17 protein-coding genes are annotated in these 22,626 nt (G+C 61.7%); 8 read left to right on the top strand and 9 right to left on the bottom strand.

Translation table 11 applies throughout. The features are described 5' to 3' along the window. Positions 1 to 3: 3 nt before the first annotated feature. The 5 genes from K7B09_RS04250 to K7B09_RS04230 are packed head-to-tail and all read right to left on the bottom strand — an operon-like array spanning position 4 to position 5,387. Positions 4 to 1,665: an amidohydrolase gene (locus K7B09_RS04250; protein WP_223627111.1), complete on the bottom strand. Its 1,662-nt coding sequence runs from the start codon at positions 1,663 to 1,665 to the stop codon at positions 4 to 6. Positions 1,666 to 1,719: 54 nt separating this feature from the next. Then, the gene (locus K7B09_RS04245) at positions 1,720 to 2,802 is read right to left on the bottom strand and encodes an ABC transporter permease (RefSeq protein ID WP_223627109.1); all 1,083 of its coding nucleotides are present in this window, start codon (positions 2,800 to 2,802) and stop codon (positions 1,720 to 1,722) included. Further along, positions 2,799 to 3,731, bottom strand: a complete 933-nt coding sequence (locus K7B09_RS04240) for an ABC transporter ATP-binding protein (protein WP_223627736.1) — start codon at positions 3,729 to 3,731, stop codon at positions 2,799 to 2,801. The genes K7B09_RS04245 and K7B09_RS04240 overlap by 4 nt, the downstream gene beginning before the upstream one ends. 13 nt (positions 3,732 to 3,744) lie before the next feature. Further along, positions 3,745 to 4,704 carry an HlyD family secretion protein gene (locus tag K7B09_RS04235; protein ID WP_223627106.1) on the bottom strand — a complete coding sequence of 320 codons (960 nt, stop codon included), beginning with the start codon at positions 4,702 to 4,704 and terminating at the stop codon, positions 3,745 to 3,747. An 11-nt stretch (positions 4,705 to 4,715) separates the two neighbouring features. Further along, positions 4,716 to 5,387 carry a TetR/AcrR family transcriptional regulator gene (locus K7B09_RS04230; protein WP_223627104.1) on the bottom strand — a complete coding sequence of 224 codons (672 nt, stop codon included), beginning with the start codon at positions 5,385 to 5,387 and terminating at the stop codon, positions 4,716 to 4,718. Positions 5,388 to 5,472: 85 nt separating this feature from the next. Here K7B09_RS04230 and K7B09_RS04225 point away from each other — a divergent pair, with 85 nt between their 5' ends. Together K7B09_RS04225 and ybeY are read left to right on the top strand one after the other, a co-directional pair. Next, positions 5,473 to 6,447, top strand: a complete 975-nt coding sequence (locus tag K7B09_RS04225; RefSeq protein WP_223627102.1) for a PhoH family protein — start codon at positions 5,473 to 5,475, stop codon at positions 6,445 to 6,447. Positions 6,448 to 6,456: 9 nt separating this feature from the next. Next, a complete protein-coding gene (gene ybeY / locus K7B09_RS04220; RefSeq protein WP_223627099.1) occupies positions 6,457 to 6,942 on the top strand; it encodes an rRNA maturation RNase YbeY in 486 nt (161 codons plus the stop codon). Between the two features lie 5 nt (positions 6,943 to 6,947). On the opposite strand, the gene K7B09_RS13240 is transcribed toward ybeY, so the two are convergent. Then, positions 6,948 to 8,438 carry a tetratricopeptide repeat protein gene (locus K7B09_RS13240; RefSeq protein WP_223627097.1) on the bottom strand — a complete coding sequence of 497 codons (1,491 nt, stop codon included), beginning with the start codon at positions 8,436 to 8,438 and terminating at the stop codon, positions 6,948 to 6,950. 206 nt (positions 8,439 to 8,644) lie between these two features. On the opposite strand from K7B09_RS13240, the gene K7B09_RS04210 reads away from it, so the two are divergent. The 3 genes from K7B09_RS04210 to K7B09_RS04200 all read left to right on the top strand — a co-directional run bounded on the left by K7B09_RS04210 (position 8,645) and on the right by K7B09_RS04200 (position 11,763). After that, complete coding sequence (locus tag K7B09_RS04210; protein WP_223627095.1) at positions 8,645 to 9,523, top strand: CorC family transporter; 879 nt, start codon at positions 8,645 to 8,647, stop codon at positions 9,521 to 9,523. Next, positions 9,516 to 10,703: a lipoprotein N-acyltransferase Lnb domain-containing protein gene (locus tag K7B09_RS04205; protein WP_223627093.1), complete on the top strand. Its 1,188-nt coding sequence runs from the start codon at positions 9,516 to 9,518 to the stop codon at positions 10,701 to 10,703. Before K7B09_RS04210 ends, K7B09_RS04205 begins: the two co-directional genes overlap by 8 nt. 64 nt (positions 10,704 to 10,767) lie before the next feature. Continuing rightward, positions 10,768 to 11,763 carry a magnesium and cobalt transport protein CorA gene (locus K7B09_RS04200; RefSeq protein ID WP_223627091.1) on the top strand — a complete coding sequence of 332 codons (996 nt, stop codon included), beginning with the start codon at positions 10,768 to 10,770 and terminating at the stop codon, positions 11,761 to 11,763. 16 nt (positions 11,764 to 11,779) lie between these two features. On the opposite strand, the gene K7B09_RS04195 is transcribed toward K7B09_RS04200, so the two are convergent. The 3 genes from K7B09_RS04195 to K7B09_RS04185 form a co-directional block, all read right to left on the bottom strand. Continuing rightward, positions 11,780 to 13,030: a DUF819 family protein gene (locus K7B09_RS04195; RefSeq protein WP_223627088.1), complete on the bottom strand. Its 1,251-nt coding sequence runs from the start codon at positions 13,028 to 13,030 to the stop codon at positions 11,780 to 11,782. A 103-nt stretch (positions 13,031 to 13,133) separates the two neighbouring features. Next, the gene (locus K7B09_RS04190) at positions 13,134 to 15,227 is read right to left on the bottom strand and encodes an alpha/beta hydrolase family protein (RefSeq protein WP_223627086.1); all 2,094 of its coding nucleotides are present in this window, start codon (positions 15,225 to 15,227) and stop codon (positions 13,134 to 13,136) included. A 64-nt stretch (positions 15,228 to 15,291) separates the two neighbouring features. Continuing rightward, positions 15,292 to 17,283 (bottom strand): OPT family oligopeptide transporter, encoded by a 1,992-nt coding sequence (locus K7B09_RS04185; RefSeq protein ID WP_223627084.1) that lies wholly within the window; start codon positions 17,281 to 17,283, stop codon positions 15,292 to 15,294. Between the two features lie 132 nt (positions 17,284 to 17,415). On the opposite strand from K7B09_RS04185, the gene K7B09_RS04180 reads away from it, so the two are divergent. The 3 genes from K7B09_RS04180 to tilS all read left to right on the top strand — a co-directional run bounded on the left by K7B09_RS04180 (position 17,416) and on the right by tilS (position 22,623). Continuing rightward, positions 17,416 to 19,182 (top strand): peptide MFS transporter, encoded by a 1,767-nt coding sequence (locus tag K7B09_RS04180; protein WP_223627082.1) that lies wholly within the window; start codon positions 17,416 to 17,418, stop codon positions 19,180 to 19,182. 75 nt (positions 19,183 to 19,257) lie between these two features. Next, complete coding sequence (locus K7B09_RS04175; RefSeq protein WP_223627080.1) at positions 19,258 to 21,267, top strand: M13 family metallopeptidase; 2,010 nt, start codon at positions 19,258 to 19,260, stop codon at positions 21,265 to 21,267. A 54-nt stretch (positions 21,268 to 21,321) separates the two neighbouring features. Next, positions 21,322 to 22,623 (top strand): tRNA lysidine(34) synthetase TilS, encoded by a 1,302-nt coding sequence (gene tilS / locus K7B09_RS04170; RefSeq protein ID WP_223627077.1) that lies wholly within the window; start codon positions 21,322 to 21,324, stop codon positions 22,621 to 22,623. Positions 22,624 to 22,626 lie beyond the last annotated feature (3 nt).

Raw genomic sequence — 22,626 nt, 5'->3', positions numbered from 1 at the left:
CAGCTACCGGCTGGCCTCGAACACCGGCTTGCCATCCACATAGGTTGCCTGGATAGTCAAGCTGCGCAGCGCGGCATCGGGCACCTTCAACGGGTCTTCGGCCAGCACCACGAAGTCGGCACGCTTGCCGGCTTCCAGACTGCCCACTTCGTGTTCGCCAAATCCAGCGTACGCCGCTTCCAACGTAAAGCCGCGCAGCGCCTCGAACGCGGTCAGCTTTTCATCGGGATACCAGCCGCCTGCAGGCAGCCCTTGCGCATCGCTGCGGGTGACCGCCGCATACAAGCCCAACCGCGGATCCACCGATTCAATCGGGAAATCCGAGCCCAATGCCAAATGCGTGCCGGCATCACGCACTTGCCGCCAGGCATACGCGCCCACGATTCGCTGCGGGCCAACGCGATCTTGCGCCCACGGCATGTCGCTGGTGGCGTGGGTGGGCTGCATCGAGGCAATCACATGCAGCTTGGCCAACCGCGGCACATCGTCAGGTGACAGAATTTGCGCGTGCTCGATGCGCCAGCGGTGATCGCTGTCCACATCCCTGCCCAGCACCTTGGCATAGGCATCCAAGGCCATTCGATTGCCACGGTCACCGATCGCATGGGTGGCCACCTGCACGCCGCAGCGGTGGGCCTTGTCGGCGGCCACCGCCAGTTCTTCCGCGGACATCACCATCAGGCCGCGGTTGCCGTGGTCGTCGCTGTAGTCCTCCAGCATCGCGGCGCCACGGCTGCCCAATGCGCCGTCGGCATACAGTTTCACGGCACGCATTTGCAGGCGCCCGGATGGATGCCGATACAGTCCATTGCGGCACAAGAACTGCAGAGCCGCCTTGTTGCCATCGGCCATCGCGTAGATGCGCAGCGGGACTTGACCCTGGTCGGCCAGCCGTTGATAGCGGCGCAGTTCCTCCAGCGGAATACCAGCATCGTGAACGCCGGTCAGCCCATGCTCGACCGCAGCTTGCATGCCCAGCACCAGCGCCCGCTCGGCGGTGGCCTCATCCATGGGCGGGCGTACTGCCTCCATCAAATCCATCGCATTGTCGATGAGTACCCCGCTGGGCCGGCCCGCAGCGTCACGCCGGATAATGCCGCCGTCCGGCTGCCAGTTGCCAGCCAGATCACGCTGGATTGCGCGCATGGCAGCGGTATTGGCCCAGCCAGCGTGGCCATCGATGCGGTACAGCCATACCGGGCGCTCCGGAAATGCGGCATCCAGGTCCGCCGCGGCAGGAAAGGCCTTGTCCGGCCAATCGTTCTGATCCCAACCGCGCCCGATCAGCCAGGCCCCCGCCGGAAGGGTTTTTTCGAATGCGCGCAACCGCCCAACAATCTCCTGCTTGTTCGCGCTGCCCACCAGATCAACGGTGAGAAAGGTCAGCCCCAACCCTTCCACATGCCCATGCGCGTCAATCAAACCCGGCACCACCGTGGCGGTGCCCACATCAAGATGCTTGGCCCCGGGATAGCGCGCCAGCAATGCCTGCGCTTGGCCCACCGCAAGAATTTTGCCGGCGGCGTCGAATGCCATCGCCTGCACCTGTGGCTGCGTGGTATCCATGGTGTGGATGCGCCGTGCGGTGAGCACCGTGGTTTGTGCCAGCACCGGCCCCGCCAGCAGGCCGCACAACAACAGGGCCAATCGATTCACTGTGCGCATCGTTTGCATTCCTTCTTTCACGATTGTGGCGACTGTACCAAGATCACGCGGCGGTCAATCCAGCCGCTTGCGAAACCGCAGGATCGCCAAGCCCATCATCGCCAGCGTGAACACCAGCAGCGCCAACGCATCCGGCCACAATTCCAGCAAGCCGGCACCGCGCAACATCACGCCGCGAATCAAGCGGATGAAGTGGGTCAGCGGTAACGCCTCGGCCAACCACTGCACCACACGCGGCATGCCATCAAACGGGAACATGAAGCCGGACAACATGATCGACGGCAGGAACAGGAAGAACGCCATCTGCATCGACTGGAATTGGGTCTTGGCCACGGTCGACACCAGCAAGCCCAGGCTCAGATTGGCGACGATCAGCAATACCGCGGCGACATACACCTGAAACAAGCTGCCGTGCACCGGCACCTGAAACAGCAGTGCGCCCAGCAGCAAGACCAAGGTTGCCTGCACCAGACCAGCGGCGATGTAGGGAATCACTTTGCCGATCATCAACTCGGCGCTGGACACTGGTGTTGTGATCAGCAGTTCCAGATTGCCACGCTCGCGTTCGCGCACGATGGCCATGGCGGTGAACATCACCATGGTCATGGTCAGAATCACGCCGATCAAACCTGGCACCACATTGATCGCGGAGATGCGGCGGGGGTTGTACAGCGGCAACACACTGATCTGTGCGGCAGATGCCGTGCGTTGCCCATCCAGCGGCATCTGGGCCAACTGGCGCGCACTGGCCTGCACCGAAGTGTCGCTGCCATCCACGATCACTTGCACTGCTTCGCGGCCATCGATGCGGCGGCGTTCGAAGTCCGGCGGAATCAAGATTCCAATCCGGATCTGGCCTGCGCGCAGCAGTGCCTGCAATTCCTGCGGCGTGCGCGCTACTGCAGCCGGACGCACGATGTCAGTGGCAAACATGTCCTGCGCCAGCGCGCGTGAGCCGCCGGTGCCTGCCATATCGGCGATTGCAGCCGGCAGGTTGCGTACGTCGGGATTGATGGCGTAACCAAACAGCAGCAGTTGCATGGTCGGGATGCCGATCATCATCGCCACCGTCATGCGGTCGCGCGCCATCTGTCGCACTTCCTTCCACATCACCGCCAGAATCTGCTGCAGTTTCATGCTGCCCGTGCCTTTGCGCAGCCGTGCGTGGCGGACACGAACACGTCTTCCAAATTAGGGGTAATGGCTTGCACGTCGGCGGTAATGCCTTGTGCCTGCAATGCTGCTTGCAGCACGCCAGCGGCGTCCTCCGCAGTCACCGACTGCGCGCACAGTACGCGCAATTCATTGCCAACCTGGGCCACGCTGAGGACACCCGGCACGGTATGCAGCACCGACTGCGCACGTCTGGGTTCGCCACTGTGCACGCCGAGGGTGCGCCCGGCCAGTTGCCCAGTCAGTTGGCCGGGTGTGCCATCGGCCACCAACCGGCCGTTATCGAGGATCGCGATGCGATGGCAGCGCTCGGCTTCATCCATGTAATGGGTGGACACCAGAATCGTGGTGCCGGCATCGGCAAGGTCGAACAGGCTTTCCCAGAAGCCGCGCCGCGATTCCGGATCGACCGCGCTGGTGGGCTCATCCAGAAACAGCAGCTCGGGTTTATGTACCACCGCACCGGCGAGCGCCAGCCGCTGCTTCTGGCCGCCGCTCAGGGTGCCGGCCAGTTGCCGTGCGCGGTCGGCCAGGTCGTAGTTGTGCAGCAACTCATCCACGCGGCTGCGCCGCGCCGCACGCGGCAGACCTTGCACGGTGGCCAGGAACTCCAGGTTCTCGCGCACGCTGAGGTCTTCGTACAGCGCGAACTTCTGGGTCATGTAGCCAATCCGGCGACGCAGCGCTTCGGCCTGTTCGGGGATGCGCAGGCCAAGCACTTCGATATCACCCGCACTTGGTGTCAGCAGGCCGCACAACATGCGAATGGTGGTGGACTTGCCGGAGCCATTCGGGCCGAGGAATCCATACACGCTGGCGCGCGGCACCGACAGGTCCACGCGATCCACTGCCAGCAGCGCACCAAAGCGTTTGCTCAGGCCGCGGGCACGAATGGCGATGGCGTCTTCATTGGCCACGCGCAGTACCCACAAACTCGACGCGCACCGGAATCCCCGCCGGCAACGCCACCGGCGCGTCCAGCACGACCTCGGCCAGATAGCTCAAACGCGCCGCGTCGTCGCCGCTCAATGCGTAGTACGGGGTGAATACCGGCTCGCTGCGCACCATCCGCACGTGCCCTTTGAGGCTGCCCTCGCGGCCATCCACAAACACCTGCGCCGCCTGTCCCGGCTGCACGTTTGCACGCAATGGTTCCGGCACATAGACGCGCGCATACGGCGCATCGCCCACCAACAAGATGGCCAAGGCCGCGCCCACCGGCGCTTGATCGCCCAATTTGTACGGCAGGCTGTCCACCCGCCCTGCGCGTGGCGCGGTGATGTCCAGCTTGCCCAGCGTTGCCGACTGCACAGCCGCCTGCGCCTGCGCGGCAACAGCAGCGGCTTCGCCCTGCGCGATGCGCTCGCTGCGGGTGCCGTGCAACAGCTCGTCCAATCCCGCCTGTGCTGCGCGCACTTGCCCGTCAGCATTGCCGGCGGCAGCGCGCGCACGATCCACATCGGCCACCGCCACCAGGTTGCGTTCGCCTAAGCTGCGCAAGCGCGTGAAGTTGGCGCGGGCGTCGGCCGCCTGTGCTTGCACCGCAGAAAGCTGGGCGCGGGCTTGCGCGATTTGCTCGCTGCGCGGGCCGGCACGCAGTTCCGCCAAGGCCTCGCTGCTTTGCCGCGCTTGCGCCTGCATCGCGTCCAGTTGCGAACGTGTGCGGGTGACGTCCAATTGCAGCAAGCGTGCGCCGGCCGCCACCTGCTGGCCTTCGCGCACATCGATGGCCACGATCTTCTCTGCCGTGGGTGCCGGCAAGGTGATGCGGTCCCATTCCAGGGTGCCCAGCACCTGCGGCGGCGGCTTGCTGCAGGCACCAAGCAGCGCAATGACGGCGATGACGGGCAGGGTTCTGGCTTGCATCACGGGTTCCTTCAATCAATCCCAACGCCACGGTCGAGCAGCGTCAACGTGTGCTTGCGCAGCGTTTCGATATCGAGATCATCGGCTTCGAATAGTTGCCGCCAGATCGGCGCGCCGGCAATCGGAAACAGGGTCAGGCCCACCAGCGAGACCATCAGCAAGCGCGGATCCAGATCGGGTTGGATTTCACCGCGTGCCTGCGCCGCAGCAAAGCGCGCCGCCATCATGTTGGGAATCACCGGACCCACGCGCCGGAACATCACGTCGCGCAGCGCACCGCCTTCGCACAACACTTCCCGCACCCACAGCGGCGGCAGCCAAGGGTGGGCGATGGCCATCTTGCCCACCCCGCCCACAAACCCGGCGATCAGCGCCGCCACATCGTCACCAGCCTGCTGCAGCGGTTCGCGCAACATCGCCATCACCGGCATCAACCGCTCCTCCACCACCGCCGCCTGCAACTGCGGCTTGTCGCCAAAGTAGTAATGCAGCAAGGCTGGCGTCACCCCGGCCTCGCGGGCGATATCGCGCAGCGAAGTCGCACCAATGCCTTGCCGCACGAAGCAGGCCAACGCCGCGTCCAGCACGCTGGCGCGCTGGTCTGGTGCATCGGCGGCGGGACGCCCCGGGGCACGCTTGCGCGGCGCGCTGGTGGCTTTCTTGCGAGGCGCTGGTGTGCTCATGGCATTATTTAATTCATTGTTTAATTAAATGTCAAGTCAACGCGGCCTCGCACCATTGCCTTGAGCGCGTTACCCTGCGCGACCTATGCCATGCCAAGACTTCACTTTAGAACCCGACGACCTTGAACGCCTGGCCAATCTGTGCGGCCCGTTCGATGCCCATTTGCGCCTGATCGAATTGCGGCTTGGCGTGGAAATCGCCAATCGCGGCAATGTGTTTCGCGTCAGCGGCGAAGACCCAGCGCTGACCCAGGCCCAGCGCCTGCTGCAAACGCTGTATGCCGATGCCGAACACGATGTGCTGGACGAGCACGCGATCCACCTGCGGCTGGGCGCCTACAACGGTGATGTGCCAGCACCGGTTGCCAGCCACGACGGCGTGCCGCAAGACATCGCGGTGCGGGTCAAGCGCGGCACCCTGCGCGGGCGTGGCGACAATCAGCGCAAGTACCTGCATGCCATTGCCAGCCACGACATCAATTTCGGCGTCGGCCCGGCCGGCACCGGCAAGACCTATCTGGCGGTTGCGATGGCGGTGGATGCACTGAACCAGTCGCGCGTGCAGCGGGTGATCCTGGTGCGACCCGCAGTGGAAGCCGGTGAAAAGTTGGGCTTTTTGCCGGGCGATTTGACCCAAAAGGTGGACCCCTATTTGCGCCCGCTGTACGACGCGCTGTATGAAATGCTGGGTGTGGAGAAAGTAGCGCGCCTGCTGGAGCGCAACGTCATCGAAATTGCGCCGCTGGCCTACATGCGCGGGCGCACTCTCAACGATGCCTTCGTGATTCTGGATGAAGCGCAGAACACCAGCATCGAACAGATGAAGATGTTTTTGACGCGGCTGGGCTTTGGCAGCACCGCAGTGATCACCGGCGACGTCACCCAGATCGACCTGCCCAAACACCAAAAATCCGGTTTGAAAGATGCGGTGGACGTCCTGCGCGGCGTTGATGGCGTGAGCTTTACCTATTTCGAAGCCCGCGACGTGGTGCGGCACCCGCTGGTGGCGCGTATCGTCAATGCGTATGAGGCCCGCGACGCCGCCAACGGGCAGGCGTAGGATGCGCGCATGACCCAAGGCCCTGTACGTCTGGATGTTGCGGTTGGCTATGCGCTGCCTCGCGCCGGTATTCCGGCGGCGGCCAGTTTCCGCAAATGGGTGGCAGCGGCGCTGGCGGGGCGCATCCGCGAGGCCGACCTGGCCATTCGCATCGTCGATAGTGAAGAAGGCCGCGCCCTCAACCGCCACTATCGCGGCAAGGACTACGCCACCAATGTCCTCAGCTTCCCGGCGGAACTGCCAGAAGGACTGCCCAAAGGCGTGAAATTTCCGCTGCTGGGCGATCTGGTGATCTGTGCGCCGGTGGTGGCGCGTGAAGCCGACGCGCAAGGCAAGCCGCGCAATGCGCATTATGCCCACCTGACCATCCACGGCTGCCTGCACCTGCTGGGAATGGATCACCTCGACCCGCGTGAAGCCGAAGCAATGGAACAACTGGAACGCGACATCCTGGCCGGGCTGGGCGTGCCCGATCCCTATCAGAATGGGGCGTAATCCACTTACTTTGCAGGCACCAACCCCTGCGCTTTGACCAGGGCGATAAAGCGCGGGTCAGTGGCATAGCGCGCCACAAACGGCATGTAGCGAATTTCAGCCAATCCGGGATCATGGGTGCGGCGCGCTTCCTCCAGCCAATGAAACATTTGCGTCTCGTCATCGCGCTGCGCATACACTCCGGCGATTTGGGTGGCGGCATCCTTGGCATGCTGGCGAATCAACACCTGCAATTCTTCTTCCGAGTGCACGCGGTCGTTATTGGCCCAATACGCCATCGCCAGTGCGTAACTGCGCCACAGCGGTACGGATTCGCGCTTGGCAATTGTGATGGCCTCGGCAGTGCGATTTTGTTGGAATACTGCCATCGCCAAAAACGCCTGTGCCAGTGGCAAGTTTGGTTCCAAGCTCAGTGCCTGCTGCAACACGTGTTCAGCCTGCGGGTAATCGGCTTGGCTTAAATACACGCTCCCCAGGCTGTATAGCGTAGGCGCAGACAGCGGGTTCGTTTTTAACGCGGCACGCAGGCTTTCCACCGCTTGATCCAACTGCCCAAAGCCGATTTGACGGACCGCCAGCATCGAAAGCAGATCGGCATCGTGCGGGCGCAATGCCAGGGCACGGCGAAGTGCATCCACCGCACCAGGCTGGTCATGCGCAATGCCGGCCAACCATGCCGCATTGGCTTGTTGTGCCTCGGCAAGATCACTGGCCAAGCGCGATGCAGTGGCCGCATCACGCCGTGCCAATTCGCCCTGCGTGCCGACATCGGCATCATCCAGTGGAAACCGGGTGATCTGGCGCACGCGTGCCTGTGCCAGCCGCGCATGGGCATAGGCATAGTCGGGATCCAAATCGACGGCATGCTGATAGGCTTCTACGGCTTGCCGGGCGCTGAAAATATCGGCCTGCATCGCCAAAGCGTCACCACGCAGCACCGCGGTGTAAGCCTCGACGTTGCCGCCGGGCGGGCGGTCGTCCTGCTTTGGCCTGGTGCCAGCATTGGCCTGCAAGGTTTTTGCCAACGTCGCCACAATGTCATCTTGCAACGCAAACAACTCGCCCTCTACCCGCTGGTAATGCTGTGACCACAGGCTGCTGCCATCGGCCGCTTGCACCAGCTCCACATCCAGTTGCAGTACCCCCGCCTGCCGCTGCACCCGGCCACGCAACAAGTGGCTGGCCCCCAGCGCATCGCCAATCACGCTATTGAGCTCACTCGAATTGCGATAACGAAACGCCGACTCGCCACTGATGGTAGCCACCCCCGGCAACCCCGCCAGTGCCCGCGTGAAGTGGTTTGTCAAGCCATCGGCAAACACCTGCGCGTCCGCATCATCACCGGATACCTGCAACGGCAGCACCGCCACGACACTGTTGATCTGTGCCTTGGCGTTGTCTGTAGTGCCGGTGTCGGCTGTGCTCTGTGCGGCAGGCGACACGGTCTGCGGCGCGCGGCTGCAGGCCGCACAGAACAGCACCAATACAACTGGCACGGCCAGTAATCTGCGATATCCCATCCTGGTTGGACTAGCGTTGCTGACCCCTTCCGGCATCCTTGAATCTCCGCGATTTGATCCCCTGCGTGCATTTGGCAACGCAAATCCGGCGGATGCAAGCATCTCCGGCTGCAGGTGATGGCCAATTTTGGCCGCAGGATTCGTTAGACTCTACAGGTGCAACCACAAGGCCCCCACGCCCCATGTCCGAGGACGACAGTCGGCGCCCCGCTGACTCTGACGAAAAACCCGCCGAAAAACCGCACCGCTCGTGGCTGGATCGCATTAGCGCGGCAATATCCGGTGAACCCACCAGCAGCGAAGATCTGATCGAGCTGCTACGCGACGTACAGTCCGATGGCGTGATTGGGCCAGATACGCTGCGGATGATGGAAGGTGCCATCGGCATCGCGAATATGACCGTGGGTGATGTGATGGTGGCGCGGGCGCAGATGGTGGCGTTGCCCGCCGACGGCAAACTGCTGGACTTGATGAAGCAGGTGGTGGAATCGGGCCACTCGCGCTTTCCGGTACATGGTGAAGACAAGGACGAAATCCTTGGCATCTTGCTGGCCAAGGATCTGCTGCGCGGCGTGGTCTGCGATAGCGCCGCTTCCAGCATCCATGAATTGCTGCGGCCAGCGGTGCTGATTCCCGAATCCAAGAACCTCAACATCTTGCTGCGTGAGTTCCGGCAATCACGCAACCATATGGCCATCGTCATCGACGAATACGGCGGTGTGGCGGGCTTGGTCACGATCGAAGATGTACTGGAACAAATCGTGGGTGAAATCGATGACGAGCACGACGATGCCAGTGACGAAGGCCTGTTGATCGCCGCTCAAGCCGATGGCCAGTTCGTGGTGGATGCGCTGACTCCGATTGCAGATTTCAACGAACGCTTTGGTGCTGACTTCGACGATGACGAATACGACACCATCGGCGGCTTGATCACCGCGGCGATTGGCCACTTGCCCGAAGCTGGCGAGGAACTCACGCTGGGCCGATTCCAGTTCCGGGTGGCGCGCGCGGACGGGCGGCGCTTGATCGCGCTGCATGTGGTTGTGCATGCGGATGCATAAGCCGCTGCGCTGGCTATTGGCGCTACTGCTCTTGATCTGCGGGTTGGCGCAAGCACAAACTCGAATACAGGACGCCACACCGCGAATCGGCGTATTGACGATGGGCCCGGGCGATATTTTCTGGGAGCGTTTCGGTCACGATGCGATCGTGGTGGATGACCCGGCACAAGGCGCGCCGATCAGCTACAACTTCGGGTATTTCGATCTTGACGAAGCGGGGTTTGTGGGCCGCTTCGCCAAAGGCGAAATGCGCTACCTGTTGGTGGCCCTGCCACTGCAGCAAGATCTGGCTTACTACCGCGAAGTGGGCCGCGGTGCACGCCTGCAGTGGCTGAATCTGGATGCAGCGCAAGCCCATGCACTGGCAGCGGCACTGGCCGAAAATGCCAAACCCGAGAATGCCCACTACCGCTACGACTACTACACCAGCAACTGCGCCACCCGCGTGCGCGATGCACTGGATGTGGCGTTGGGTGGCCGGCTGAAAAAGCAATTGGAAGGCCGCTCCAGCGGGGATACCTATCGCAGTGAATCGCTGCGGTTGGCCGCGCCGGCCACGTGGATGTGGCTGAGTTTCGACATCCTGCTTGGCCCCGCAGCCGACCGCCCGCTGAGCCGCTGGGAGGTCGATTTTGTGCCCCGCCGGCTGGCCGACGATCTGCGCAACGTCACCCAAACCGATGGCCGTCCGCTGGTAGCCTCGGAAGTGGAACTGTTGCCACAGCGGCAAGCCGCCGAACCCCTCGACCATGCCATTGCGCTGTGGCCCTGGCTGCTGGCGGGCGTGCTGTTGGCCAGCGTGATCCTGCTGGCAGGGCCGCGCCATCGGCGCTTGCTTGCCGGGTGTGCAGGCGGCTTCTGGCTGCTGTGCGGCAGTGCAGGGCTGGTGCTGGCGCTGACTTGGGCGTTTACCGCGCACCAAGCGATCTGGGCCAATCGCAATCTGTTGTTATTCAATCCGTTGTGCTTGCTGTTGTTGCCGGGGGCGTGGGTGCTGCTGCGTGGGCGCACGGCCTCCACGCGCTGGCAGGGCCTGCTGATTGCGGTTGCCGCGCTGGCCGCTTGCGCCTGCCTGCCGCTTTGGCTGCAAGTACAACCGCAGCGCAACGGCCACTGGGTTGCCCTGCTGTTGCCGGTGCACTGGGCTTTTGCCAAGTTATGGGCTTCACGCAAGGCTTGATGCAAGCCTTGCACCAATGCAGGATGCTGCGATGAACGCGACCGCTTCCGTTACTACCGCTTGCATGCCCCCCGCTCACAAGACTCCAGCCTGTGTGGTCAATTGCGCTGCTTACGATAGCAATGGGCAGCGCCAAAACATCACGCTGGATGCCATCAGCGATGTGCTGGCGGTGGATGACGGCAGCTTTGTCTGGGTGGGCTTGTACGAGCCGGAAGAGTATTTGCTGGACAAGTTGCAAGAAGAATTCGGCCTGCACGATCTGGCTATTGAAGACGCCCACAACGCACACCAACGGCCCAAGCTGGAAGCCTTTGGCAGCACCCTGTTCATCGCCGCACATACCGCACAGCGGGTGGATGATCACGTGTGTTTTGGTGAAACCCATGTGTTTGCCGGGCAGCGGTTTTTGATCACCGTGCGACATGGCGCATCGCTCAGTTACACCCCCGTTCGGCAGCGGTTGGAGCGTGACCCCAAAACTTTGACGCACGGGCCGGCTGCCGCGCTGCACGCGGTGCTGGATTTCATCGTGGACAACTACCAACCTATCGCGGCGGCCTTTGAACAGGAGCTGGATGCATTGGAACAAGACGTCTTTGCCGAAAGCTACAAACGCGACACCATCCGGCGGCTCTACCAATTGCGCAAAGAGCTGACCCGGATGCGGATGGCGGTCACCCCGATGCAAGACATCTTGGCGCAGTTGATGCGCACCCCCGCTATCACCATTCCCGATGTGGTACGCCCCTATCTGCGCGATGTGCATGATCACGCGGTGCGGGTGGGTGACACCATCGACACTCTGCGCGAAATGGTCGCCGCTGCGATGAATGTGAACCTGTCCCTGGTGACGGTGGCACAGGGTGAAATCGTCAAAAAGCTGGCCGGCTGGGCTGGGTTGCTGGCCGCACCCACCTTGATCACCAGTTGGTACGGCATGAACTTCGAAAGCATGCCCGAGCTACATGGCCGCTATGCCTATCCGGTTTTGATTGGTGTGGTGGCGCTGGCCTGCACCGGCCTGTATGCCTATCTGCGCAAGATCGACTGGTTGTGACGCCACACCATCGGTATTACATGCCGGCCAATGCCCGCAACATCAATCCGGTGAAATACGCCAACACGGTGCCTGTGGCATACCCCAAGGTGCCCAATAGCGCGCCCACCGGTGCCAGTGATGGATGGAAGGCTGAAGCCACCACTGGCGCACTGGCCGGGCCACCGATATGGCTTTGCGAGCCGATGGCGAAATAAAACAGCGGCACATTCAGCCAGCGCCCCACCAGCCACAACAACACGATGTGAAAGCCCAGCCAGACCGCGCCCAATAGCAACAGCAGAGGCTTTTCGAACAACGCGCCGATTTCCATCTGCATGCCAATCGAGGCAATCAAGTAGTACAGCAGCAAGGTGCCAATCGTCGACGCTCCAGCACCTTCCAGCGCGCGGGCGCGGGTAAAACTCAACCCCAGGCCGACCAAGGTGCACAGCCCCACAATCCACACAAACGGCGCATCCAGACTCACTTGCGCCGCCCACGACACATGCGCGCCAAACCATGCCGATAGCGGCTCCGCCAGGGCATGCGCCAGGCCTACCGTGCCAAACGCAATCCCCATGATGACCATCAAATCGGTCAATGTAGGAATGCGTTCGTGCTGCGTGCGGTAGGCTTCAACCCGCTGTTTCAGATCATCCAGTGCTACCGTGTCGGCCCGGCTGCGTGCGTCGATCTTGGCTGCGCGCTGCGCCAGCATCAACAACGCCGCCATCCACGCATAGCCCACCCCCACATCGACCACCGCAAAGCGGCCAAAGGTGGTGGCATCCACATTAAAAATTTCTTTCATCGCCATCATGTTGGCGCCGCCGCCAATCCAGCTACCGGCCAGCGTGGCCATGCCGGCCCAGGTGTCGCCCGCCATGGTCTGCGGGGCGATGGCACGCATGCTGATAAAGGCCAATGCCGCACCCAAGATAATGCTGACCGAGGTCGCCGCGTACATCGCCAACAACTTGGGCCCCAACTTGAGGATGGCTTTCAAGTCCACTGCCATGGTTAACAGCACCAACGCCGCCGGCAACAGCACCCGGCTGGCCACCGGGTTGTACAGCTTGCTGTGCGCACCGTCGATCAGGCCGATGGAGTTGTAGATACCGGGCAGCAAATAGCACAGTAGCAACGGCGGCACCACGCCGTAAAATTTTTGCCAACCGCCGGGTCTGGATGCGCTCCAAAACACCGCGCCCAAGGTAGCGGCGATCAGGCCGAAGATGACGATGTCGTTGTGGATGATGGCTTGTGGCACTTCGACCTGAGTCATTGCATTCCTTATGTTCCCGATGGCGCCTGGTGCCGGGTATTCGCTGCACGGCTGGCAATGCCGCTACGCGAATCCCCCGACGCCCTCGCCATCGGCATCCGGGTTACTGCCCGATGTATTGCTTCAACCACGCATTGACGTTGTCATGCCATTGCACGCTGTTTTGCGGCTTCAGTACCCAATGATTCTCGTCCGGGAAGTACAGGAACTTGGACGGCACGCCCTTGCGCTGCAATGCACTGAACAGTGCAATCCCCTGCTCCACCGGGATGCGGAAATCCTGCTGCCCATGCACCACCAGCATCGGCACCTTGAAGTTGGCCACGTGGTTGGACGGGTTGAATTGCTGATGGCCCTGCGGGTTGTCGTATGGGGTGCCGCCGTTTTCCCATTCGGAGAACCACAGTTCCTCGGTGGCATAACTCATGGCGTGATTTTCGAACACGCCATCGTGCGAGACCAGGCACTTGAAGGGTGCATTGCCCGCCTTGTCGTACCAGTTGCCTTCGATCCAATTGATCATGAAGCCGCCATAGCTGGCCCCCAGTGCGCAGGCTTTGCCTCCATCCAGGAAGGCATATTTTTTCTGCGCGGCGTCCCAGCCTTTTTGCAGGTCTTCCAGCGGACGGTCGCCCCAATGCTGGCTGATGGCATCGGTGAAGGCTTGGCCGTAGCCGGTGCTGCCGTGGAAGTCGATCATCACCACCGCATAGCCTTGCCCGGCATAGGTTTGCGGGTTCCAGCGATAGCTCCAACCATCGCCAAAACTGCCCTGCGGGCCGCCGTGAATCAAGAATGCCACCGGATATTTTTTGCCCGGTTTGTAGTTCCACGGCTTGACCACATAGCCGTGCACGGTGTCATTGTTCCAACCCTTGAACTCGAACTGTTCGTACTCGCCCCACGCCACACCCGGCAGCATCTGCTGCGCGGTGGGCGTGATCATGCGCTGATTGTCATCACCCTCCAACCCTGTCACCGTCAGCACATCGCCGGTTTGCATCGTATTGCGCGAAAACGCCAGTGTGGAGCCGGCGATATCAAACGCGGAAATGCTGCCATCGCCAATCACCTGGGTGGCTTTGCCCGTGGCAATCTCCACCGAAAACAGCGGATGCTCGCCCATGTTCTGGGCGGTGGTGTAGATACGCTTGCCGTCCTGTGACAAGGTGATGCCATCGGCGCTGCTGTCCCAATCGGGCGCGATTTCACGCGTCTTGCCAGTGGCCAAGTCCATCGCCATCAGCGCAAAACGATCCGCTTCGAAGCCGGGGCGTTTCATCGCCCGGTAATACATCGTTTTGCCATTCGACGAAAACACCGGGCCGGCATCCCACGCCTTGTTGGCTGCAGTGAGATTGCGTGCGCCCTTGCCATCGGCATTCACCAGCCAGATATCGAAATTGGTACTCCACGGTTCTTCGTGGTTGGATTGGCGCACGCTCATCGCCACCTGCTTGCCATCCGGAGACCACGCAAAATCCGACAAATCACCAAACGGCTTGGAGGGGATATCGCCAGTGATATCGCCACTGAGCAAGGTGGCCGAGGTCAGCTTGGCCTGCCCCCCCAACTTGGCCGCAAACACGCGGTTCAGGCGGCCATCGGCCCAGGTGTCCCAGTGCCGAATGAACAGATGATCGAACACCACACCGGTGGCCTTTCTGGCGGCCACATCGTCCAATTTTTTCTTGCTGCAAACCAGATCCGCCTTGCACTCGGGGAACACTGCAAACGCCAGCGCCACTTGCTTGCCATCCGGGGAGAGTTTGTAGCCATCGACGTCCAATACAAAATCGGTCAGCTGGCGTGCCTCACCGCCGTTCAATGCAATGGAATACAACTGCATCGAACCCGACTTGCCACTCATGAAGTACAGCGATTGGCCATCCGTTGAAAACGCTGGCGAATTGACATTCCAACCCTCCGGCGACACTTGCCTGGGTGGCGTGTGGTCACGTGTTGCCAAATTGCGCATCCACAAGCTGGTGGAGGACTTGTTGGTGTCCTTGTTCACCACGCGCTTGGCAAACACCAGCACGCGCCCATCCGGTGACAACGTGGGCGACGAGTAGCGATCCATGTAGGCCATATCGCGCACTTCAAAGCCGCGGGTGGCGGGCTTGGCCGTGTTGGCGGCCATCGCCGGTAATGACAGCGCAAGCGCAAGCGGAAGAATGACGTAGCGAAGCTTCATGGGAATGTCCTTGGAAATGCTTAGAAGTACTTGATAAAAGGTTTGAATCTGGACGTTGACACCATCAAACAATGGCTTTGCGCGCCAAGCGTTCCACCCAGCGATACAGCAGGAAGATGGCCGCGACGAAAGCAATGCCGCCCAGCCATGCGGCCGGGCCTTCGGCAAAGGCATCGCTCACCATTTGCAGCGGCAACAGCTTGAACGCGACGATGCCGGCGATCAACACGCCGATCAAGCCTTCGCCCACAATCATGCCCGATGCCAACAATACGCCCAGCTGCTTGACCGCCTCCGGCTTGCCATGACGCTCGGCGCGCTGATCGAAATACCAACCCACAATCGCTCCCACCACCACCATCAGCGTGGATCCGGTTGGCAAGTAAATGCCCAAGCCCACGGCCAGCGGCGACAGATGCGCGCCCTTGGTGGAGCGGCGCAGCACTTCGTCGATTGCAATCAACACCACGCCAATTCCGGCACCGATCAGGATCAAGTTCCAGTCGATATTGTTCTGAATCACGCCCTGCGCCAACGCTGAAATCAGGCCCGCTTGCGGTGCAGCCAGTGCGTCCTTGCCCGCACCCGGCGCGCCCACGAAGCCATAGGCCTGATTGACGATATCGAGGATCGGCGGAATGATCGCCGAGCCAGCAATCACGCCCACCACCAACGCCCACTGCTGCTTGGACGGCGTGGCATCCACCAACTGCCCGGTCTTGAGGTCTTGCAGATTGTTGTTGGCAATCGCCGCCACTGTGAACACCACCGCCGTCACCAGCAGGGCGAATGCCACCAGCCCTTTTTCTTGGCCGGCATCGATTTGCGACTTCAGCCCGAACACCAGCAGCAGCGCCGCGCCGATCACCACCAAAATCCCGATCCCCGACAGCGGGCTATTGGACGAACCAATCAAACCGGCCATATAGCCGCACACGGTAGACACCAGAAAGCCCATCACCACGATGTACAGCAGGCTGCCCAGCATCAGCGGCAACGCGTGCGCGCCCAAGCCGGTCTGGTTGGAAAAATGCACCAACAAAAACGCCAGCGGCACGAAGCACGCCAGCATCATCGCGCCGACCACCCCGATCGGAATGTCGTGCTCGGTGCGCGGCAACAAATGCAAGGTGCCCCCTTGGCGAGCGCGGTTGGCCGCCATTGCCGACGCCAACCCCGACACCACCGGCTTGACCAGTTTGCCCAAGGTCCAGATCGCCGCCACGCCAATCGTGCCGGCACCAACAAAGCGCACATTCGTGCTCCATGTCGCCCCGGCCATGTCTTCAAAACTGCCGGTCAGGCCGTGCGCCAGTGCGGAGAAATGCGGCACCCCCCACACCCAACCGATCAGCGCGCCCAACAGCATCGCAAGGCCCACCCACAACCCCACCAGATGACCCACCGCGAACAGCGCCATCGACAAGCCGAAATCAAACCCGCTAACCCCATCGCCCACTCTGAAATAGCTCTTCACATCGCTGGCAAAGGTCTTGGTGGCCACCACCAAAGCAAAACCTGCCGCCACCAATGCGCCCCAGGTGACCGCCATCAGGCCCGCACGGCTTTCCTCGGCACCTTGCGCCGTACCTGCTTCGCCAGGGCTGCCCACTTTCAGCACCTCGGCGCAGGCCACGCCTTCCGGGTACGGCAAATCGGAATTGGTGACCAGCGCGCGCCGCAGCGGGATCGAATACATCACGCCGAGAATGCCGCCCAGTGCGCAGATCGCAAACGAGGCCCAATAGGGGAAGCCTGTCCACCAGCCGATGATGACCAGCCCCGGCAGCACAAAAATGATGGACGACAACGTGCCCGCCGCCGATGCCACCGTCTGCACGATGTTGTTTTCTTGAATGGTGGAGTTTTTGAAGCCGCGCAACAGGGCCATCGAAATCACCGCTGCTGGAATTGACGTCGCAAAGGTCAGCCCCGCCTTCAAGCCAAAGAACACATTGGCGGCGGTGAACGCCAGCGTGATGACAATCCCCAGCACGATGCCGCGCAAGGTGAACTCGGTGCGCGGCTCGCTGGCCACAGGTACTGGCTTGGACATGCAGGGTCTTCCGGCGATGGGAACGGCCAAGTATCGCAGACCGCCGCCGTGTGGGAAGGGTGTTGGGCGGGGCACCCGCAAGCCTGCCCGACCACATCGCTATACTCCGCCAACCTCACGCGAACCCGAATCATGTCCTCAGCCAACCTTGCCGCGCAGCCCAGTCACAACGACTTCCTGGGCCATCCCAAGGGCGTGTATGTCTGCTTTTTCACCGAGATGTGGGAGCGGTTTTCGTTCTATGGAATGAAAGCGCTGCTGCTGCTCTATCTCACCAAATATCACTTGTTTGGTGACAAGGCCGGGCTGGATTTGCTCGGCGCGTATGGCGGGCTGGTGTATTGCATTCCGGTGTTTGGCGGCTTGCTGGCCGACCGTTGGTTGGGAATGCGCAAGGCCGTGATCTTTGGCGGCATCCTGCTGGTGGCAGGGCATGCCGGGATGGCCTTCGAGGGCCACGCGGCCACCTTGCAACAGGGTGCACCGGTACGTGATGAGGCATCACTGCGCATCATGTATGCCTCACTCGCGCTGATCATCATGGGTGTGGGCTTTTTGAAGCCGAATATTTCCACCATCGTCGGCAAGCTCTACGCCGACAACGACCCGCGCCGCGATTCCGGGTTCTCGCTGTTCTATGCCGGGATCAATCTGGGCGCATTGTTCGCCTCGCTGGTGTGCGGTTATGTGGGCGAAACCTGGGGCTGGAAGTATGGCTTTGGCGCCGCAGGCATCGGCATGTTGGCCGGGCTTGCGATGTTCGTGTGGGGCCAGCGCTATCTGCACGGGCACGCCGAGCCTGTCAACCCGGCCTTGCTGCGTGAGCGTGTGGCCGGGCTGCCGCGTGAAGGGTTGATCTATGCCCTGGCGGTGCTGGGCGTGGTACCGGTGGCGTGGTTGATGTGGGCGGCAGCCAATGGTGCGTTTGCGCTGGGCGGTGAGGTTTCGCTGGCACTGCTATTGATGATTGTGGTGCTGGGCGCGGTGCTGCTGTGGTTTGCATGGTTCACCGGCACGCAGTGCACGCCGGTGCAACGGCAACAAATGATCGCGATGATGGTGCTGATCTTCATGGCGCTGGTGTTCTTCACCCTGTACGAGCAAACCTACGGCTCGTGGGTGACCTTCACTGACCGCCTGTTGAGCAAAGACATCGTGCCGGCGATGGTGGTGCGTGATGGCATGCCGTGGCCGTGGTCCACGCTGTCATTGCTGCTGGCACCGCTGGCATTTTTCGTGGCGGCGCGCATGTCGGACCGCAACCCCGACTCCGCTGCGCCGCGTGCACTGTTCCTTGCAGTGAGCGCACTGATCATCGTGCTGCTGGTGCGCGACTGCGTGGCGCTGCCGCAAACTGCCGGCTCGCTGACCTATCTTGGCGCGTTCTTCCTGGTGGCCCTGGCCCCCTTGTTTGCAGGGCTGTGGGGCTGGCTGGACAAGCGTGGGCTGGATCCATCGAAGCCCACCAAATCCGCATTTGGTTTGCTGTTCGGCGGGCTGTCATTTGTCCCGATGGCACTGGCCGCGCAACAGGTGGGCGCGACCGGCGCGATGGCCAGCGTGTGGTGGCTGGTGCTGGCGTATCTGGTGCTTGAAATCGGTGAAATGTGCCTGTCGCCGGTGGGCCTGTCGGCCGTCACCCAGCTGGCCATGCCGCGCGTGGTCAGCCTGATGATGGGCACTTGGTTTCTTGCCACCGCGTTTTCGGAAACGCTGGCAGCGTTGTTCGGCAAACTGGCGGCGATTGATGTGTCGGAAGGCGAAACACTGAACATGGTGACCGCCGCTGCCAAATACGAGCATCTGTTCTGGCTGATGATGTGGATCGGGCTGGGCTGCGCGGCATTGGCCTTCCTCGCCGCACCACTGTTGCGGCGGATGATGCATGGGGTGAAGTAAGCCTGAACCTGCCAACCAACAGAGTGGCAGGGCGCTGCTAAACTCCGGCATCGTCTTCACAACGAGTACTTCCGCATGCTGCAGCACCGTCCGTTGGTCTTCGCCCTTGCCGTCGCCCTAGCAGCCGGAGTCATCTCCCCGCAAAGTCATGCTGCCAAGAAGCCTGCTACCGGTAAATCAAAGACCCCGGTGGCGTCACTGGCCTGTACGGATTTCTATGCCGAAGCCAACAGGAGCTGGCTTGGTGCCAACCCGATGCCAAAATCCGGTGCAGTATCCGCACTGGGACAATTGACCGCACGCGCGCAACAGCAACAACGTGATTTGCTTGATGCCGCCATGCGTGCGCCACAAGGCAAAGTGCAACAATTGCTTGGGGATTTCTGGGCCAGTGGCTTGGACGAGGCTGCCGTAGAGAAAGATGGTGCAGCACCGGTTGCACCGCTGCTGCAACGCATTGATGCCATTCGCAAGACGGGTGATATTGCTCCCGCCCTAGCCGCCCTCCATCAAGTGGGCATTCCGGTGGCGTTTGGCTTCAATGCCGACATCGATTTGCGCGATTTGGATCGCCATCTTGGCTATTTCAGCCAAGGCGGCCTTGGCCTGCCCGACCCCGCCTACTACACCCGCAGCGATGCCGATACCAAAGCACTGGTCTCGCGTTATGCCGATTACATGCGCAAGATCCTTGCATTGACCGGCGTGGCCAAGAAAGACATCGAGACCCAGACCGCGTTGGCACTGGATCTGGAAACCCGCATCGCACGTGCAACACGACCGTTGGCTGAATTACGCGATCCACGCAACAATTTTGCGCCGGTCGCTACTGCCGGCCTTGGCAAGCAATACAAGAATTTGCAATTGGATGCCTTCCTCAAGGCGCAAGGTGTCAGCGACGACAGCGTGTCACTGGCCAACCCGGCCCTGTTCGAGCAACTTGACAGCTTGGTTGGCAAACTCAAGCCCGCACAATGGCAAGCCTATTTGCGCTGGCGCGTGGGCGATGCAATGGCACCGTATTTGTCCAGACCGTGGCGCGATGCCGCGTTCGATTTTCGTGGCAAAGTGTTGCTCGGCCAGACCGAACCAGCGCCGCGCTGGCAGCAGGTATTGGATGCCATCAATCTGGCCGCGGGCCCGATGCTGGGCAAGGAATACGCTGCAACCTATTTGCCCGATGCCAGCCGCAAACAGGCTGAGTTGATCGCCGGGCACGTACGCGACGCATTGATTCACGCGATTGACGATGGCACGTTGCTGGATGCCGCCGGCAAGGCCGAAGCGCGCAAAAAGCTGGAACATCTGCGTATCGAAATTGGTACCCCACACCGTGATTTGGACTTTACCGTGCAACCGATGGGGCGTGGCAGTTTTGGCGGCAACATGCTGATTGCATCCACGTGGCGGCATGCACAAGAGATGAAGCGCATTGGCAAGGGCAATGCCGACCGGCGCTGGGATGTACTGCCGCAACAGCCGGCACTGGCCTATGACTTGGCACACAACCGCTTGATCGTGACTGCGGCCATGCTGCAGGCACCGGTGCTGGATCCCAGCCAAGTACCGGCGCAGCAATATGGCGCGTTTGGTGCGCTGGTTGGCCATGAACTCAGCCATGCCATGGATGCGCGCGGCCGCCATGTGGATGCCGACGGCAATGTGCGTGACTGGTGGAGCAATGATGTGGCCAATCACTGGACTGCGCTCACCAACAAAGTCGCTGCCCTGTATGCCAGTCTGCCCTATCCGGGCACCAATGGGGTCAAAGTCTCCGCCAGCTTGACCAGCGATGAAAATCTGGCCGACCTTGCAGGCGTCGAACTGGCGCATGCTGCCTTGCTAACCGCGCAACCCAAGCCCAGCACCGCACAAGAGCGCCAGTTCTTCAACGGCTGGGCGCAACTGTGGGCACAGCAAGTGGCCAGTGATGAAGCGCAGATACGCGCGCAGCAGGACGTGCGCGCACCCGGCCAATGGCGCGCCAATGTGCCGCTGATGCAGCAACCCGCGTTCGGCACGGCCTATGCCTGCAAGACCGGCACGCCAATGGCACCCGCTTCGCGAATTGATGTCTTCAGATAAGCATTTGATACGCTGGAACGAGCGCTGAGTATTCCTCGGCACACAATCCGATTGTTGCCTGCTCGCACCCAAGACTTGGCCCCGTTGAAATTCACCTTGCCCGCTCCGCATTCGCTTCTTGTCGGCTTCAGCGGCGGCCTGGATTCGACGGTGTTACTGCATCTGCTTGCAAGTGATGCCACCGCGAGAAGGCAGGGCTTGCGTGCGATCCACGTGCATCATGGCTTGCACCCAGAAGCCGACCGGTGGGCCGCACATTGCCAACGCATGTGTGATGCCTTGTCGGTGCCATTGACGTTGACACGGGTGCAGGTGGATTGCCGTAGTGGACTGGGATTGGAGGCAGCAGCGAGAGCAGCGCGACATGCGGCATTTGCCGCGGCAATGACGACTGATGACATTCTGGTGTTGGCCCATCATCAAGACGACCAAGCCGAAACCTTCCTGTTGCGCGCGCTACGTGGATCCGGGGCGGAGGGGCTGGCGGCGATGCGCGATTGGCGCGCATTCGCACACGGCTGGTTATGGCGACCGTTACTGGATTTCCCGCGCCGGCAGTTGCAGGCACTTGCACAGCGCGAAGGCCTGCACTGGATCGACGACCCCAGCAACGCCAACAGCGGGTTTGCTCGCAACTTCCTGCGCAATCAGGTATTGCCGATGCTGCACGAGCGCTGGCCGCACGCGACGGCGGCCTTCGCCCGCAGCGCCGCACTTTGTACCGACGCCGCGCAGTTGCTGCACGCCGAGGATAGCAAGGCACTGACCGAGGTTGCGGTGGATACCCGCACCCTGCGTGTGGCGGGCTTGCTGCAACTGACCCCGTCGCGCCGCGCCCGCGTGTTGCGGCACTGGATCGCCACATTGCAGCTGCCGCCGCTGCCCGGCAACGGGGTCGCGAGGATCGAATCCGATTTACTGTCGGCGCGCAGGGATGCCAATCCACGTTTCGAATGGAACGATGCCTGTGTGCAACGCTGGCGTGACCTGCTGCATGCCGACCACATTCAGCCATCGCTTGCACTGGATTTTTCGCAAGCCTGGGATGGCAGGCAAGCGCTGGAGTTGCCGAATGGTGACAGCCTGCGGTTGATTGGCGTTGATGGGTTTGACACGCCGGTGCGCGTTCATGCCCGCCAAGGCGGGGAGCGCATCGTGTTGCCAAAGCGCATTCATTCGCACGCACTCAAGCATGTGCTGCAAGCGGCTGGCATGCCATCATGGCAGCGGCAACGACTGCCGCTGTTATCGGCAGGCAGCACCCTGCTGGCCGCCGGCGATAGCGTGGTGTCCGCACAATTACACGCTTGGCTGCGCCTATACGGCGCGCAGCTGCAATGGACGCAGCTGGCGTAAACT

Origin of the sequence: Thermomonas beijingensis, from assembly GCF_020034655.1 — a bacterium.
GTDB classification, from domain to species: domain Bacteria; phylum Pseudomonadota; class Gammaproteobacteria; order Xanthomonadales; family Xanthomonadaceae; genus Thermomonas; species Thermomonas beijingensis.
Note: the sequence above shows the minus strand (reverse complement) of the source record. Positions and strands in the feature narration are given on the sequence as shown.

What these genes read in the sequence shown, in the direction of transcription:
- K7B09_RS04200 (WP_223627091.1), top strand. Translation starts at nt 10,768, where the DNA reads ATGCCCCCCGCTCACAAGACTCCAGCCTGTGTGGTCAATTGCGCTGCT.
- K7B09_RS04180 (WP_223627082.1), top strand. Translation starts at nt 17,416, where the DNA reads ATGTCCTCAGCCAACCTTGCCGCGCAGCCCAGTCACAACGACTTCCTG.
- ybeY (WP_223627099.1), top strand. Translation starts at nt 6,457, where the DNA reads ATGACCCAAGGCCCTGTACGTCTGGATGTTGCGGTTGGCTATGCGCTG.
- K7B09_RS04205 (WP_223627093.1), top strand. Translation starts at nt 9,516, where the DNA reads ATGCATAAGCCGCTGCGCTGGCTATTGGCGCTACTGCTCTTGATCTGC.
- K7B09_RS04225 (WP_223627102.1), top strand. Translation starts at nt 5,473, where the DNA reads ATGCCATGCCAAGACTTCACTTTAGAACCCGACGACCTTGAACGCCTG.
- K7B09_RS04235 (WP_223627106.1), bottom strand. Translation starts at nt 4,704, where the DNA reads ATGCAAGCCAGAACCCTGCCCGTCATCGCCGTCATTGCGCTGCTTGGT.
- K7B09_RS04210 (WP_223627095.1), top strand. Translation starts at nt 8,645, where the DNA reads ATGTCCGAGGACGACAGTCGGCGCCCCGCTGACTCTGACGAAAAACCC.
- K7B09_RS04175 (WP_223627080.1), top strand. Translation starts at nt 19,258, where the DNA reads ATGCTGCAGCACCGTCCGTTGGTCTTCGCCCTTGCCGTCGCCCTAGCA.
- K7B09_RS04250 (WP_223627111.1), bottom strand. Translation starts at nt 1,665, where the DNA reads ATGCGCACAGTGAATCGATTGGCCCTGTTGTTGTGCGGCCTGCTGGCG.
- K7B09_RS04185 (WP_223627084.1), bottom strand. Translation starts at nt 17,283, where the DNA reads ATGTCCAAGCCAGTACCTGTGGCCAGCGAGCCGCGCACCGAGTTCACC.
- K7B09_RS04195 (WP_223627088.1), bottom strand. Translation starts at nt 13,030, where the DNA reads ATGACTCAGGTCGAAGTGCCACAAGCCATCATCCACAACGACATCGTC.
- K7B09_RS04245 (WP_223627109.1), bottom strand. Translation starts at nt 2,802, where the DNA reads ATGAAACTGCAGCAGATTCTGGCGGTGATGTGGAAGGAAGTGCGACAG.
- K7B09_RS04230 (WP_223627104.1), bottom strand. Translation starts at nt 5,387, where the DNA reads ATGAGCACACCAGCGCCTCGCAAGAAAGCCACCAGCGCGCCGCGCAAG.
- K7B09_RS04190 (WP_223627086.1), bottom strand. Translation starts at nt 15,227, where the DNA reads ATGAAGCTTCGCTACGTCATTCTTCCGCTTGCGCTTGCGCTGTCATTA.